Raw genomic sequence first — 15,204 nt, forward strand, 5'->3', positions numbered from 1 at the left:
GGTGGAAGAGGCCCAACGCATCAATACACCGAGCCTTCACCACCCCAGGCTTCCCGATGCCCGCCGGCTCGATGCCGCCACGGCCACGTTCCGGATGCTCTCCGATCCCACCCGGCTGCACCTGCTCTGGCTCCTGACACAGGAACCGGCCGACGTCACCACCCTGGTGGAACGAACCGGAGCCTCCCGTACCTCAGTCAGCCAACACCTGGCCAAGCTCCGCTTCAGCGGCCTCGTCAGCACACAAAAGGTCAGCCGCAGGGTGGTCTACAGCATCGCGGACGGCCATCTGGCCCGGCTTGTCCTGGAAGGCCTGAACCACGCCGACCACACCGTCACCGGGGAACCCGGCCACGGCTGACCGTCCCGGCGGCAAGGCGAGCGCGCGGCAGCCCGCTCCCCCGGAACTGTGGGCAGCGACACCTTGCAAAATATACCCCATGGGGGTATTCTCAGGGTGTTGCCAATGAAGAGGTTTGTCCAGGCCGTGTAAATTCCGGTCCTTACAGCCGTTCATCCCCAGCACCTCATCACACCTCTCTTGCAAAAGGACAGAACTGATATGAGTGCACCCCAGGTCCGAACCGAACTGCCCCTCGTTGCAGCTGAAACCGCAGGGTGCAGTTGCTGCTCCACCCCTTCAGCGAAGCAGCTGTCACCCCAGGCGGAAGGTACGGAGTACTCCGTGACCGGCCTGACGTGCGGTCACTGTGCCCAGACCGTTGAAAAGGCAGTCTCCGCGCTCGACGGCGTGACGTCGGCCGCCGTCGAACTCGTCGCCGGCGGGACCTCCCGACTGAGAGTCTCCGGGCCCCAGACGGAAGCAGCCGTCCGGGACGCCGTCACCGCCGCCGGGTATAGCCTCACCAGCAGGTAGTCCAACTCCCACCCTGAGGACAGCTTTGCTGACGCCGTCAGGGAACACTCCTCTCAACAGGACGACAACAATGGAAAACCACCACGATCACCACGACGGAGAAGACCACTCCGCCCACCAGCTCCCAAAGCCCGTACCGGGCCATGCGACGGCGGTAGCGAGCCCGCCCGCAGATCACGCCGGCCACGCCGGCCAGCAGCATGGTGCTCACGACGACGACCACACGGTCCACAGCCACGGGCAGCACGCCGGGCACAGTACCGCCATGTTCAAGAACAGGTTCTGGCTCACCCTGGTCCTGTCCGTGCCCGTGGTGTACTTCAGCCCGATGGTCGGCCACCTCCTGGGCTACATGCCGCCGGTGTTCCCCGGCTCAACCTGGATCCCGGCCGTGCTGGGAACGGTGATTTTCTTCTACGGGGGCCAACCGTTCCTCAAGGGCGGCCTGCAGGAACTGAAGACCCGGAGTCCCGGGATGATGCTGCTGATCGCCATGGCCATCACTGTTGCGTTCGCAGCGTCCTGGGTCACTAGCCTTGGCCTGGGTGGATTCGATCTGGACTTCTGGTGGGAACTGGCGCTTCTGGTCGCGATCATGCTGCTGGGCCACTGGATTGAAATGCGGGCCCTCGGTTCCGCGCAGGGCGCCCTGGACGCCCTCGCGGCCCTGCTCCCGGATGAAGCAGACCGCATCACCGACGCCGGCACGGAGACCGTACCCGTCTCCGAACTCCGTGAAGGCGACATCGTCCTGGTGCGGTCCGGCGCGCGGCTGCCTGCCGACGGAACCGTCGTCGACGGCCAGGCGGAAGTGGACGAATCCATGATCACCGGCGAGTCCAAGACCGTTCCCCGCGCCCCGGGTGACGCGGTGGTGGCCGGCACAGTCGCGACGGACAACACTATCCGGGTCAGGGTGACTGCCGTCGGCGAAAACACCGCCCTGGCCGGCATCCAGCGCCTGGTTGCCGAGGCGCAGGCATCCTCGTCCAAGGCACAGGCGCTGGCCGACCGTGCCGCGGCCTTCCTGTTCTACTTCGCCGCCGGCGCGGGTGTCATCACGTTCATCGTCTGGGCCCTGTTGGGCAGCGTCCCGGAGGCGGTCACCCGCACCGTCACCGTCCTGGTGATTGCCTGCCCCCACGCCCTCGGCCTGGCCATCCCGCTGGTCATCGCTATTTCCACTGAACAGGCCGCCCGGGCCGGGGTCCTCATTAAGAACCGGATGGCCCTCGAACGCATGCGGACCATCGACGTCGTCCTCTTTGACAAAACCGGCACTCTCACGAAGGGTGAGCCCGACCTGAAGGAAGTCGCCGCCGTAGCGGGCGGGGATACAGACCGCCTGCTGGCGCTGGCCGCAGCTGTGGAATCCGACAGTGAACACCCCGTGGCGCGGGCCATCGTCCGTGCCGCGCGCCAGCGGAACCTGGCTGTTCCCGAAGCCACCGGCTTCTCGTCCCTCACCGGGCGGGGCGTCCGCGCCAGCGTGGACGGGCGCACTGTTCACGTCGGTGGACCGGCGCTCCTGCGCGAGCTCGGCGCCGTCGAGCCTGAAGAGCTGGCTCGCTCCACCCGGGCATGGATGGACCGTGGCGCCGCCGTGCTGCACGTGATCGACGGGAACAGTGTCCTGGGCGCCGTCAGCCTCGAAGACGCCGTCCGCCCGGAATCCCGCCAGGCCGTGGCGGCTCTGCAGAACCGGGGCATCAAGGTGGCCATGATCACCGGCGACGCCCGGCAGGTGGCCCAGGCCGTGGCCGACGAGCTGCACATTGACGAAGTCTTCGCCGAAGTCCTCCCGGCGGACAAGGACAAAAAGGTCGCCGAACTCCAGGCCCGCGGGCTGAAGGTGGCAATGGTAGGCGACGGCGTCAACGATTCCCCGGCCTTGGCCAGGGCTGAAGTAGGCATCGCCATCGGCGCCGGAACCGACGTCGCCATGGAATCGGCCGGCGTGGTCCTGGCCGGCAATGACCCCCGCGCGGTGCTGTCCATGGTTGACCTGTCCCGCGCCAGTTACCGGAAGATGTGGCAGAACCTCATCTGGGCAACCGGCTACAACGTGGTGTCCGTCCCGCTGGCCGCGGGCGTGCTTGCCTTCGCAGGGGTTGTACTGTCCCCCGCGGCCGGCGCCGTGCTGATGTCCGTGTCCACGATCGTGGTGGCGTTGAACGCCCAACTGCTGCGCCGCGTGAAACTCAACCCCGCCGAGGTGCGTTGAACGAGAGAAACCAGCACAGTGCTGTCTGTCTACAAGCCGCGTGGCCTCACCAGCTACGGGCAGGCCCGGACCGTCCTGCCGCCGAACGTCCGGGAGCAGGAAGGGCCGGTCCGCACTCGGCGGACCGGCCCTTCGAAGACATCTTCATTGCCCTCTCCCGGCCCAGCACGGCACTGGGGCTTCAGCCTTACTGGGGCCAGAAGAGCACAACGCGTGCTTAGCGCAGAACGCCGCAGGCCGCAGGGTCGGTAGCCTCGGCCGGGAGGTTCGGGTTAAGCTCGCTGGCACCTTCAGGATCGCTGAAATTGTAGGTTCCGTTGCCGTCGTAATCCAGCCCGTGGATCACCAGGACACCCTCGCCATCGCGGATGGAGTCCGCGATCTGCTTCGCGGTGCCAAGCCCGCCGGCTCCCGGGTAGCCGGTACCGGCCACGTCCGTGAACTCGATATTGTCCCGGCTGTAGTCATAGCTGCCACCATGCGAGACGGGGAACCGGGAAACGTCCAGGAAGCTGGCGGGGGTTGTATCGCCGGTGGTGTTCAGCGACACCACCACGGGGCCGTAGGCCGGAACACCCTCCAGTGTGTTAATGCGTCCGTCACCGTTGCTGTCCTGCGCCAGTGTGGGGCACTCGTTCAGGGCCTGGTTGCCGTAGTGGATGTGCTGGGCGTGCGGGGCGTCGGGGGTCAAGCCAGTAGCGTGAACCTCGATGTGCCGGATTTTCTGGTTGCGGACAACCGCGGTGGCGGTGCCCGAAGCGCCTGAGCCGTTAAGCTGCGTGAGGGTGGCTGTCAGCGTCACGGTTTTCTCCGCCGCTTTGGCGTTCTGGGCCATGACTGGCCCGGCACCCAACGACACAGCAGCCAGCATTGCCACACCGGTACCACCCAATACCAATTTTGTATTCCGCTTCACGATTTACTCCTTGGTCAACGATCGCAGGGGAAGTCCCGCGGTCATGTGTGATTCGTAACACAGGGCGTTACGGATGGGTCACCGCTTGAAGCCACTGCGCACACCCTGCCCGCACATGTTAAGTTGAGAGCCACGACGGGCCGCACCGGCCCTCGCGCATCGGCTGGAAAAGAGAAGTTCCGTGGAATCCCCCGCATCTGCCCCCGCACCCGTGAGGATCCTGACGGTCTGTACCGGAAACATCTGCCGCTCCCCCGTGGCCGAACGGCTGCTGCAGGCCGGTCTGGACCAGGTGATGCCGGGCGGGTTTGAGGTCACCAGCGCAGGAACCCGTGCCATGGTGGGCGACCCCATGCAGCCGTTGTCCGGTGACATCGTGCGCACCTTTGGCGGAAACCCGGACGGTTTCGTCTCGCGGCAGCTGACCAGCAAGATCCTGCGCGGCGTGGACCTGGTGCTCACCATGACCTCCGGCCACCGCGGTGAAGTGCTCCAGCTGGACGCCTCCCTGCTCAAGCGCACCTTCACCATCCGCGAGTTCGCCCGGATGCTCGACGTCCTGGACGAGCGTGCGGACAGTGCCGCAATCGTTCCGGTAACTGCCGACGGCGGCACTCCCCTCAGTGCCAACACCGCCTTCTGGCGGGGGCTGCCCGCGCGGGCCGCGTCCGTCCGGCACCTGTCGCTGCCAGCGGATTCCTCGGAGAACGACATCATTGACCCCTACCGGCGCAGCCCCGAGGTCTACCGCCAGATGGAGGACGAGCTGGCCCCCGCCATCGTTTCCGTCCTGCGGCACGCCCGCCTGAACGTTCCCGCCTGAGCAAGCGCGCTTTCCACCGAACCCGGCGCGCCGCCGTCGTACATCACAGCACGGAAACGACACGCTCCGCGTTATAGCCGTAACCGGGCACGAGGGCGGACACTAAGTCATGGTAAGCACCCCAAGCGGTTCTGATCCGATCGGCCCGACCCCGTCCGGCCCCGAAGCTGCCGCGCCTGCCGCGCTGAAACGGCGGCGCGTGATCGCGGCGGTGCTGTCGCTCGTGCTGGTGGCCGTCGTCGTCGTGTCCGCCCTGGTATTCACCCGGCCAGCCGCGGATGTTGCGGCCCCGGCGCCCATCATCGCTGACTCCGCCACCCCCACTCCTTCAGAGACGCCGCCGCCGGCGCCGGCCCTTCCCCCGCCGCCCGAACCCATCGCGGAGCTCCCGGCAGCGCCCATGAACATCCTGGTGATCGGCAGCGACAGCCGCGCCAACGCCCGGGAGCAGGCGGCCATCACCCAGTCCACTGGCGAGTACCAGGACCAGCGGGCGGACTCCATGATGCTGGTCCACGTCCCCGCAGACCGGCGGAGCGTGCACGTGGTCTCCATAATGCGTGACCTCTACGTGAACATCCCGGGCTACGGCGCCTCCAAGATCAACGACAGTCTTTCGGTGGGCGGCACCCCGCTGGCGGCACAGACCGTGAGCCAACTGATGGGCACTCCCATAGACCACACTGTCATGCTGGACTTCAACGGGTTCAAGACGCTCACGGATGGGCTGGGCGGAATCGACGTGAACGTCACAGTGCCGTTCCAGTCCACGCACGAAACCCAGCACGTCTTCCCGGCGGGGGTGAACCACCTCGACGGCCAGGCGGCACTGGAGTTCGTCCGCGAGCGCTACGCGTTCCTCGACGGCGACTTCCAGCGGGTCCGGAACCAACAGACGTTCCTCCGCGCCATCCTCGCCCGGCTGACCAGTGACGGCGCCCTGCACGATGTGACCGCCGTGCGGGCCCTGGTGAATTTCGCCGGGAGCTACCTCACCGTGGACCAGGGCTTTGACCCTGTGGGCGTGGCCGTCCTGGCCTACGCGATGCGCGGCATCGACCCGAACAGCTTCGTCTCCATGACGCTGCCCACCGCCGGCACGGGCATAGCCGCCGGCGGAGCCTCGGTGGTGTTCCCTGACTACAACGGGATCGCCCAGATGTCCGCCGCCATGCGCGAAGGCCGGCTGCCCGAGTACGCCGGCGGATAGTACGCAGGCTTGCTGTACAGCGGGCGCTGAGCGCCTGGACTTGAGCGCGGCCCCAGGGGGCGTGCAGCGGAACGGCCCTGGCTATGCCGCTGCCGGGGCCGTTCCATTGGTGACTTAGCTCCGGGTGGGGTCCGGGCGCAACGGTGCTGGCCCCGGGTCCGGAACGGGCAGCGGGCCGGGAGGTTCCGGCGTCGGGATGGGGCTCGGCCTCTCCGGCCCCGGGTGGCCGGGATAGGTGGGCTCCGGATTGAAGGGGTCCGGGCCTGGTTCGGGCGGGAACGGCTCTGGTTCGTGCACTGGCGGGATGGTCATGAAACTTCCCCTCTGACTCTGGGCGCGTGCGCCTTTGCGTGATCAGGATACTCCCGCCCGCCATCAACGCTCTCTCACATCCTGCAGAAATTTCCCGAACGCTCTCTCACATCGGCTGTGAGTGCGTTCTAGTCCGACCTGCTTCTAGGCCGGACGGCGCAGTCGGACCGGGCGGGAAACCGGCGCCTTGGCTGCTTGGCCGGCTTCCCGCATCAACGGGACGGCGAAGGTCACCACGAGGCGCGGGTCGGCGTCATCGTCCGTGGACCTGATGGTCAGGCTCCGGGTGCCGGGCGGCAGGGACGGAGTGAAAACCTGCAGGTTCCGGGTGCCCACACTGGCTGAATCCCGGAGCGTGTATGGGGTACCCCAATGATCCTCGATGGCAATCTCAGGGGCGGCTCTCCCAGCAGCGGATTCCACGTGGATGTTGACCACCAGGCACGTGCTCCAGACTTCGACGGAGAGTACCGTGAACTCAGCGCCGGGTGTCAGGTGCAGGCCGTACGTGGGCGGCAGGAGCATCTTCCGGAGGATGCCTTTCGGTATTAGGTTTCGCATCGTCGCCCCCAAAAATTACTGAGAATGCTTCCAATTACCCCGCGATAATGACGCATTGTCAAGGTCCTGGCCAGGGTCCTGTGGCAAGCCACACCGGCATGAGTTAACCCGCGCCACGCTCGGCGTTCATCCGGGGGAAACGGGCTGTGTATTCGCCCCCGGCAGGGTGGGGTCATGACTGATATCTCACGCCGCACCATCGTCAAAGGTTCCGTCCTCGCAGCAGCGCTGGCGGCCGCGCCCGCCGCCGCGAACGCCAGCAGCTTCCCGGCCGGCCGGACCGGGATCCCGCTGGTCCGGAACCGCCTTACCCTGCCCAGCGGCATCGCCACCGGTGACGTCACTTCCGATTCCGCCGTGCTCTGGTCCCGCTCCTCCGCCGCGGGCCGGATGACCGCCACCCTCCGCTCGGTGGGAGCCGGCGGCGAAATCCTGCGCGGCCGCGGAGCCTTCGAACGCACCCTCCGCGGTCCCCGGGCCACCCAGGCCTCCGACTTCACGGCCAAAATCCATGCCGGCAACCTGCCATCCAACACCCGCTTCGCGCTGGATATCAGCTTCGAGGACGACGGCGGCGCGGCCGGCGAGACCGTTAAGGGAACCTTCCGCACGGCACCCGACGCCGGGACCTTCCACGGGGAGGGACGCACCGGCGGCGACACCACGCCGTCGTCCGCCCAAAGCTTTGTCTGGACCGGCGACACCGCCGGCCAGGGCTGGGGCATCAACGAGGAGATCGGCGGCATGCGCGGCTACCGGGCCATGCACAACACCCGGCCCGACTTCTTCATCCACTCCGGCGACACCGTCTACGCCGACGGCCCCATCGCCGAAACCGTGGTGGAGCGGGACGGGCAGGTGTGGCGCAACCTTGTCACGGAGGAGGTCTCCAAGGTGGCCGAAACGCTCACCGAGTTCCGCGGCCGGCACCGCTACAACTCCCTGGACGCCAACATGCGCGCCATGTTCGCCGACGTCCCCGTGATCGCCAACTGGGACGACCACGAAACCACCAACAACTGGTACCCGGGCGAAACCATCGACGACCCCCGCTACACCGTGCGCGACGTCAACACCCTCGCAGCGCGTGGCCGGCAGGCGTGGCAGGAGAACATGCCCATCGCTGACGGCTCCGCGCTGTGGCGCCCGGGAACGTTCGACGACGGTGGGCACTACCAGCCGGCCCGCATCTACCGGAAGATCCCCCGCGGTCCGCAGCTGGACGTGTTTTGCCTGGACATGCGCACCTTCAAGTCGCCCAACACGGACGGCAAGGAGGCCCACGCCACCTCCATCATGGGCCAGGAGCAGGTGGACTGGCTGATCCGCGAAGTTTCCAAGTCCAAGGCGACCTGGAAGGTGATCGCCGCGGACCTGCCCCTGGGCATCATCGTCCCGGACGGTGCCGTGAACCAGGAAAGCGTGGCCAACCGCGACCCCGGTGCGCCGCTGGGCCGCGAGCTCGAGATCGCCGGGGTGCTGAGCGCGTTCAAGCGGAACCGGGTGAAGAACGTGGTGTGGCTGACGGCCGACGTCCACTACTGCGCCGCCCACCATTACTCCCCCGAGCGCGCAGCCTTCACGGACTTCGACCCGTTCTGGGAGTTCGTGGCCGGCCCCATCGCAGCCGGATCCTTCGGGCCCAACCCGATGGACGGGACATTCGGACCCGAGGTGGTATTCGCCAAGGCCGGACGGTTCCCTGGCGAATCACCGCGCGACGGCGAGAACCAGTTCTTCGGCCACGTCCAGCTGGGCGAGGATGACAGCTTCACCGCAAGCCTGCGGAACGCCAACGGCGCCGTTGTGTTTTCCAGGGTCCTCACCCCCGAACGGTGAGGGATGGCCCCCGGCGATGCCGAGGGCCACCGTATCGGGAGGGTCACCCGCAGACTGCCGATGCGCTATCTGGCGCTGTGGCGTGCCCAAACGGCTAATCGCCCTCTAGAGGCAGATGAAAAAGAGACGCGTCCGGATCCTCCCGGTAATGCTGTTCTAGCACCAGGCGGAGGACGGTTCAAGTGGTTCCGGCGAGTAACTTAGCTGCTTGTCCAAACGCTCTCTCACTTGATGCAGGTTTTCCAGCGACGCTCTCTCACTTTCCTCAGGAAAGTGAGAGAGCATCGGCCATTTAAGCCCGATTAGTGAGAGAGCGTTTGAGGGGGCTACCCCGGTAGCGAACGGCGGCCTTTTTGTCCGCCCGGCTCTATATATTGAAGGCATGACCCAGACTCCGCTGCAGGATTCCGCCAACCCTTCCGTCGCTGCCTCCCCCGCGCCCCCCGTGGCCAAGAAGGTCCCGCACGAGCGGACGCACCACGGCGACACTTTCGTGGACAACTACGAGTGGATGCGCGAGAAGGAATCCGCCGAGGTGGTTGAGCACCTCAAGGCCGAGAACGCCTACCAGGAGGCGGTCACCGTCCACCAGGAGCCGCTGCGCGAGGCCATCTTCCAGGAAATCAAGGGCCGCACGCAGGAGACAGACCTGTCTGTCCCGAACCGCAAGGACGGCTGGTGGTACTTCAGCCGCTCGGTTGAGGGCAAGGAGTACGGCATCCAGTGCCGCGTCCGCGCCCAGGACTCCGGCAACCCCGTGGCCGACTGGACTCCCCCCGCGGTGGAGGCCGGCGTCGAGATCCCGGGCGAGGAAGTGCTGCTGGACGGCAACGTCGAAGCCGAAGGCAAGCCGTTCTTCTCGGTGGGCGGCTCGGCCGTCACGGTGGACGGGAACCTTTACGCCTACGCCGTGGACAACGCCGGCGACGAACGATTCACCCTTCACATCAAGGACCTCCGCACGGGCGAACTCCTGCCGGACCTCATCGAGAACATCTTCTACGGCGTCAGCTTCTCCCCCGACGGCAGCCGCATCTTCTACACCGTGGTGGACGATTCGTGGCGCCCGTACCAGGTCAAGTCCCACGTCCTCGGCACCCCCGTCACCGACGATGAGGTGATTTACCAGGAGGACGACGTCGCCATGTGGCTGGGCTTTGAGCTCTCCTCTGACAGGCGCCACCTCGTGCTGGGCATCGGCTGCTCCGAGTACAGCGAGACCCGCCTGCTGCGTTTCGATGACCCGACGGCGGCCCTCACCACCGTGATTTCGCGGGACGAGCGCGTCCTCTATGAGGCCGAACCGTTCCTGCTCACCGGTCCTGACGGCGCAGTATCGGAACGCATCATCATCACGCACAACCGCAATGCCGTGAACTCCATGGTCTCCCTGATCGACCCCGCTGAGCTCACCAAGCCGCTGGCCGAGCAGCACTGGAGCACCGTCGTCGAGCATTCCGACGACGTCCGCGTCAACGGTGCCGGCGTCACTTCCACGCACCTGATTGTGTCCGTCCGCAAGGACACCATCGAACGCGTCCAGGTGATGGGGCTGGCTGGCCTCGGCACGCCCGCGCAGGAAGCCCCGGTGGAACCCGCATTCGACGAGGAGCTGTACACGGCCGGCGTGGGCGGATCTGACCACGAGGCGCCGGTGATCCGGCTGGGCTACACATCCTATTTCACGCCGTCGCGCGTGTACGACTTTGTGCTGCCCACCCCGGCGCAGCCCGCCGGCGAACTGCTGCTGCGCAAGGAAAGCCCGGTACTGGGCGGCTACTCCGCCAGCGACTACGTGGCCACCCGCGAATGGGCCAAGGCCGCTGACGGCACGCGGATCCCCCTGTCGGTGCTGCGGCACAAGGGCGTCAAACAGGATTCGACGGCGGCCGGCCTGGTCTACGGGTACGGCTCCTACGAGCTGAGCATGGATCCGGGCTTCGGCATCGCGCGGCTGTCGCTGCTGGACCGCGGTGTGGTGTTTGTGATCGCGCACATCCGCGGCGGCGGCGAACTGGGCCGGCACTGGTATGAGGACGGCAAGAAGCTCACCAAGAAGAACACGTTCACCGACTTTGTGGACGCCACCGACTGGCTGGCCAGCTCCGGGTGGGTTGAGCCGTCCCGGATTGCAGCCATGGGCGGTTCCGCGGGCGGTCTGCTGATGGGCGCCGTGGCCAACCTGGCACCGGAAAAGTACGCCGCGGTGGTGGCGCAGGTTCCGTTTGTGGATGCGCTCACCACCATCCTGGATCCGGAGCTTCCGCTCTCCGCGCTGGAGTGGGAGGAGTGGGGCAACCCCATCACGGACCCTGACGTGTACGCCTACATGAAGTCCTATTCGCCGTACGAGAATGTGCGTGCCGTTGCGTACCCCAAGGTGGCCGCGGTGACCTCCTTCAACGACACCCGCGTCCTGTATGTTGAGCCGGCCAAGTGGGTCCAGGAACTGCGGAACAGGACCACCGGCACGGAGCCTGTGGTGATGAAGATCGAGATGGACGGCGGCCACGGCGGCGCGTCCGGGCGTTATGTCCAGTGGCGCGAGCGCGCGTGGGACTACGCGTTCATCGCCGATTCGCTGGGTGCGGTTGAGCTGCTTCCGGGGGCTGGGCTCAAGTAGCCCATCGGACCCCTGGATCTCGCTCCCCACCCGCTCCCTCACCGGGCCGAATCCGGTGGTTGAGCTTGTCGAAACCCGGATCTCGCGGCTCAGCTGTCATCCCTGCCGTATTCCGGGTGCACAGTGAGCAACTCGGCGAGGGTCTCGAGATTGGCGCGGACAGTCCGGGCCTGGGCTTGTTCCACGAACCGGTCGGCCAGCTTGCCGAACACCCCGCCCAGGCCAGATGCCGCATCGATCCGGAAGTTCAGGCGGGTCCCGTCACCTTCAGGTTCCAGGACATTGGTTACAGTGAATTCCAGCTTTCCTTCCACCGAGCGGGATACAAAGCGGGTTGGAGGCTGGAATTCGATGACCTCCGTTGTCCAGTCGAATTTCCTGCCCACCACCTTGCTGGCGCCCTTGACCCGGGTGCCGACTGCAACAGGCTCGGTCCCGACTGTTTCGGCATGGACGGCCGAGGAGTCCCAGACTGGAATGTTTTCGCCCTTTGACAGGAAATTAAAGACTTCCTGTGGCGGGCGGGCAATGTAGACGTTTTCTTCCACGGTGGGCATTGGATCCTCCTTGGACAAGCCTGTTGCCAGCGCGGCATGGCCGGCAGCTAGGCACAGCGCCAGTTTGGCCTTGGCCCAGCAGGCAGTCAATGGCCTGAGACTAACCCATCCATTTGCACCATTGCTGGCGTCTTCAGCGCTCAAAGGGCCGCTACGGAGCAATCGATCGGGTCTCGACGGGCTCGATCACCGGGACGCTCGATCACCGGGAGCGGGAGCGCCATTCGCCCTCGAGGATCGCGTAGACCAGCTCGGTGGCCCACTGGCCCTTGTAATGCCATTTGTCCACCAGCCGGGCTTCCAACCGCATGCCGAGCCGTTCGCACAGAGCCGCGGAGGCGGTGTTCAGGGCGTCGAGCTTGGCCTCGATCCGGTGCATCCCCAGCTCCTCGAACCCCAGCTTCAGCACCGCATCCGCGGCCTCGGCCCCGTAGCCCTTGCCCCGCGCGGCCGGCGCCAGGGTCCATCCGACTTCGCCCTGCCCGCGCCCCGGAAGCCATTTCAGCACCACTTCGCCCAGCAGCCCCGGCGATTCCTTCGCCTCGATGGCCAGGCAAACCCAGTCGTTCTCCTTCTCTAAGACGAAATTGGCGTACTTGCCCACGGACTCCATGGCCCTGGTGTAGCTCTTGGCCTCCCCGGGCAGGAATCGGGCGGTGTCGGGCAGCGAGTGGTAGGCATAAAAGGCGTCCAGGTCCGCACCGTCGAACCGGCGCAGGATCAGGCGCTCGGTGCGGAGGGGCAAAGTAATCTCAGGCATGGACTGAGGCTATGCCATGGACCCAGGGTGGACGACGGCGGCAGTCGCCTCTGCGATGGCGCGCTCCTCGTCGGTGGGCACCACCAACACCGGGATGACGGACGCAGCCGTGGAAATCACCCGCGGTTCCTTGGACCGCTGACTGTTCAGGCCGGCGTCGAGCTCTATCCCCAACGCACGCAGCCTTTCAGTCACCAGTGCGCGGAACTGGTGCGAGTTCTCGCCGATCCCCGCAGTGAACACAAGTGCCTTGGCTCCGCCGACGGCCACATGGTAGCCGCCGATGTACTTTGCCAGCCGGTAGGACGTGACCGCGAGAGCCATCGACGCCTTGGCGTCACCGGCCTCTGACGCCTCCACGACCGAGCGCATGTCGTTGTTCCCAGCGAGCCCCTTCAGCCCTGATTCGCGGTTGAGCATGGTGTCGATGTCCTCCGGCGTCCAGCCGTTCCGGCCGAGGAACACCAGAATGGAGGGGTCGAGGTCGCCCGAGCGGGTGCCCATCACCAGGCCCTCCAGCGGGGTGAAGCCCATGGATGTGTCCACCGACTGACCGCGGCGGATGGCCGTGACGGAGGCGCCGTTCCCCAGGTGGGCGATCACGCCGTCGAACTCGTCCACGGGCAGATCCAGCAGCGCGGCGGCGCGCTGCGTGACGTACTCGTGCGAGGTGCCGTGGAAGCCATAGCGGCGGATGCCGTGGTTCGTGTAGAGCTCGTCCGGGACGGCGTAGCGCCAGGCATGCTCGGGCAGGGTGCGGTGGAAAGCGGTGTCGAACACGGCCACCTGCGGCAGGTCCGGCCACTTCTTGCCGATGGCGCGGATGCCTAGGACGTTGGCGGGATTGTGCAGCGGTGCGAGGGGGTTGAGGCGCTCGATGGCGCGGGTGATTTCGTTGTCGATCAGCACCGGCTCGGCGAACCGCTCGCCGCCATGCACCACGCGGTGGCCCACCGCCGTCAGCTTGAGGTCACCGAACTCGGCATGGATCGCGGCATCAACCTGCTCCAGCGCCTCCGCGTGGTCCCGGGGGCCCTCGATTTCGCCGTCGCCGTCACCGCCGTTGCCCATGCCGATCTCCTCGATCAGCCCCTCCGTCAGCACAATGCCGGCGGCCACGTCACGGACCTGGTACTTGAGCGAGGACGAACCGGAGTTGATGACGAGCACAAGCATGGGGCCTCCTGGAGCCTTGGTACCGCGGGCACAGCTGACGAGGGATGGTGCTGGAGCCTGGCGCAGCGCTCCCCGGAATCCACTCTATAAGTTGCCCCTTGGATACTTGGGTTGTAAACGATAATGATTCTCATTAGAGTGATGAGTATGCATATCACTGTGATCAGCTCCCTGGACGGCCTGTGCCGCCAGCAAGCCTGCCAAGACGCGGCCGCGGCCAATCCCGGCGCCGCGGTGGTCCTGCACGACCTGTTGGAGAACGGCGTGGTCCTCCGCAGGATCTCCAGCCAGTCCGGGCTTGTGGAGCGCGCCGAGACGCAGCTGGAACACGGCTGCCTGAGCTGCACCGTGCGGCTGGACCTCGTGCCCACCATCGAGCGGCTGCTGGAACGCTGGGAGACCCAGGCCATCATCGGGCTCCCTCCCGCCGTGTCTGCGGAGGCCGCGATCGGAGCCCTGCGACGTGGCCTTTCCCGCCCGGTGACGATTGATTCCGCTGTCCTTGCCTGCGCCCCTGACACGCTGGAGGACCACATTTGGGACCACCACACCCTGTTTGAGTCCGGGTTCACGCCGGTCCCGGAGGACCAGCGCACTGCTGGTGAATTCCTTATCGGCGAGCTGTCGTTCAATGACACCGTCCTGCTGGCGGAGGTGGACCTGTTTCCGGCCGACCCTGCCCTGCGGGTTCGCGGCGTGCAACTGGTCAGGGAACTGGCTCCTCACGCTGACGTGGCGGAAAACGCCCGCCTCATCCGCCCAGGCCGCCACAACTACCACGACGCCCTGAGCCGGACGGTCCCCGGTTCGGTGCGGATCCCGGCGCCGTCCTCAACGTCACCGTTCACTACCGTCACCCACCGGGCCCAACGGCCGCTGCACCCTGAGCGGTTCCGGCACGCCCTGGCGTCCCTCGCGGAAGGATGCTGCTGGTTGCGGGGACGCCTATGGATCGCCGCCGCACCGCAGTGCCGGATCGCCATCCAGGGCATCGGCCCGCGTGTCTGGCTCGAAAATACCGGACCGTGGCTGGCAGACCAGGACGCCGGTGCGGCGCCCGATCCCCTCAACCATGTGGACGCCCACCTGGACTGGCATCCGGAACACGGGGACCGCGGAAGCGTGCTGGCCGCGACCGGAGAGGGCATGGACCCGGGGGAAATTGCGCAGCTGCTCTCCGCCTGCGAACTCACCGACTCGGAAATGGAGGCAGGGTTCGCCGGTCTGACCGACCCGTTCCAGCTCGACCCCGCCCCGTCCTGAACGGTCCCGGCTTCACACTGCGCCACCGGTCAAAACGCCACCCACCAACCGCCACCGAAACAA

14 protein-coding genes are annotated in these 15,204 nt (G+C 66.4%); 8 read left to right on the top strand and 6 right to left on the bottom strand.

Features of this window, described 5'->3' with window-relative positions:
- Position 1: 1 nt before the first annotated feature.
- Both FYJ92_RS15390 and FYJ92_RS15395 read left to right on the top strand, forming a co-directional pair.
- On the top strand, positions 2-361 hold the full coding sequence (locus FYJ92_RS15390) for a metalloregulator ArsR/SmtB family transcription factor (RefSeq protein ID WP_185261473.1): 360 nt from the start codon (positions 2-4) through the stop codon (positions 359-361).
- A 201-nt stretch (positions 362-562) separates the two neighbouring features.
- Positions 563-877 (top strand): heavy-metal-associated domain-containing protein, encoded by a 315-nt coding sequence (locus FYJ92_RS15395; RefSeq protein WP_185261474.1) that lies wholly within the window; start codon positions 563-565, stop codon positions 875-877.
- Between the two features lie 37 nt (positions 878-914).
- On the opposite strand, the gene FYJ92_RS19160 is transcribed toward FYJ92_RS15395, so the two are convergent.
- Positions 915-1,124: a hypothetical protein gene (locus tag FYJ92_RS19160; protein ID WP_255482148.1), complete on the bottom strand. Its 210-nt coding sequence runs from the start codon at positions 1,122-1,124 to the stop codon at positions 915-917.
- An 18-nt stretch (positions 1,125-1,142) separates the two neighbouring features.
- On the opposite strand from FYJ92_RS19160, the gene FYJ92_RS15400 reads away from it, so the two are divergent.
- Positions 1,143-3,101: a heavy metal translocating P-type ATPase gene (locus FYJ92_RS15400; protein WP_255482149.1), complete on the top strand. Its 1,959-nt coding sequence runs from the start codon at positions 1,143-1,145 to the stop codon at positions 3,099-3,101.
- A 217-nt stretch (positions 3,102-3,318) separates the two neighbouring features.
- Here FYJ92_RS15400 and FYJ92_RS15405 read toward each other — a convergent pair whose 3' ends face one another.
- Complete coding sequence (locus FYJ92_RS15405; RefSeq protein ID WP_219729666.1) at positions 3,319-4,017, bottom strand: hypothetical protein; 699 nt, start codon at positions 4,015-4,017, stop codon at positions 3,319-3,321.
- A 181-nt stretch (positions 4,018-4,198) separates the two neighbouring features.
- On the opposite strand from FYJ92_RS15405, the gene FYJ92_RS15410 reads away from it, so the two are divergent.
- Together FYJ92_RS15410 and FYJ92_RS15415 are read left to right on the top strand one after the other, a co-directional pair.
- Positions 4,199-4,840, top strand: coding sequence for a low molecular weight phosphatase family protein (locus FYJ92_RS15410; protein ID WP_185261476.1), 642 nt, complete (start codon positions 4,199-4,201; stop codon positions 4,838-4,840).
- Positions 4,841-4,949: 109 nt separating this feature from the next.
- A complete protein-coding gene (locus FYJ92_RS15415) occupies positions 4,950-6,050 on the top strand; it encodes an LCP family protein (RefSeq protein ID WP_185261477.1) in 1,101 nt (366 codons plus the stop codon).
- 456 nt (positions 6,051-6,506) lie between these two features.
- Here FYJ92_RS15415 and FYJ92_RS15420 read toward each other — a convergent pair whose 3' ends face one another.
- Positions 6,507-6,923 (bottom strand): hypothetical protein, encoded by a 417-nt coding sequence (locus FYJ92_RS15420; protein WP_185261478.1) that lies wholly within the window; start codon positions 6,921-6,923, stop codon positions 6,507-6,509.
- Positions 6,924-7,097: 174 nt separating this feature from the next.
- Between FYJ92_RS15420 and FYJ92_RS15425 the strand changes: the two genes are divergently transcribed.
- A complete protein-coding gene (locus FYJ92_RS15425; RefSeq protein ID WP_185261479.1) occupies positions 7,098-8,762 on the top strand; it encodes an alkaline phosphatase in 1,665 nt (554 codons plus the stop codon).
- A 382-nt stretch (positions 8,763-9,144) separates the two neighbouring features.
- The gene (locus tag FYJ92_RS15430; protein ID WP_185261480.1) at positions 9,145-11,385 is read left to right on the top strand and encodes a S9 family peptidase; all 2,241 of its coding nucleotides are present in this window, start codon (positions 9,145-9,147) and stop codon (positions 11,383-11,385) included.
- 89 nt (positions 11,386-11,474) lie between these two features.
- Here the strand turns inward: FYJ92_RS15430 and FYJ92_RS15435 are convergent, their stop codons facing one another.
- The 3 genes from FYJ92_RS15435 to FYJ92_RS15445 all read right to left on the bottom strand — a co-directional run bounded on the left by FYJ92_RS15435 (position 11,475) and on the right by FYJ92_RS15445 (position 13,878).
- The gene (locus FYJ92_RS15435) at positions 11,475-11,942 is read right to left on the bottom strand and encodes an SRPBCC family protein (protein ID WP_185261481.1); all 468 of its coding nucleotides are present in this window, start codon (positions 11,940-11,942) and stop codon (positions 11,475-11,477) included.
- Positions 11,943-12,144: 202 nt separating this feature from the next.
- Positions 12,145-12,702, bottom strand: coding sequence for a GNAT family N-acetyltransferase (locus tag FYJ92_RS15440; RefSeq protein WP_185261482.1), 558 nt, complete (start codon positions 12,700-12,702; stop codon positions 12,145-12,147).
- A gap of 9 nt (positions 12,703-12,711) precedes the next feature.
- Positions 12,712-13,878 (bottom strand): acetate kinase, encoded by a 1,167-nt coding sequence (locus FYJ92_RS15445; RefSeq protein WP_185261483.1) that lies wholly within the window; start codon positions 13,876-13,878, stop codon positions 12,712-12,714.
- Positions 13,879-14,025: 147 nt separating this feature from the next.
- Here FYJ92_RS15445 and FYJ92_RS15450 point away from each other — a divergent pair, with 147 nt between their 5' ends.
- On the top strand, positions 14,026-15,141 hold the full coding sequence (locus tag FYJ92_RS15450) for a GTP-binding protein (protein ID WP_185261484.1): 1,116 nt from the start codon (positions 14,026-14,028) through the stop codon (positions 15,139-15,141).
- The last annotated feature ends 63 nt before the right edge of the window (positions 15,142-15,204 follow it).

It is taken from the genome of Pseudarthrobacter sp. NBSH8 (assembly GCF_014217545.1).
Lineage (GTDB): Bacteria > Actinomycetota > Actinomycetes > Actinomycetales > Micrococcaceae > Arthrobacter.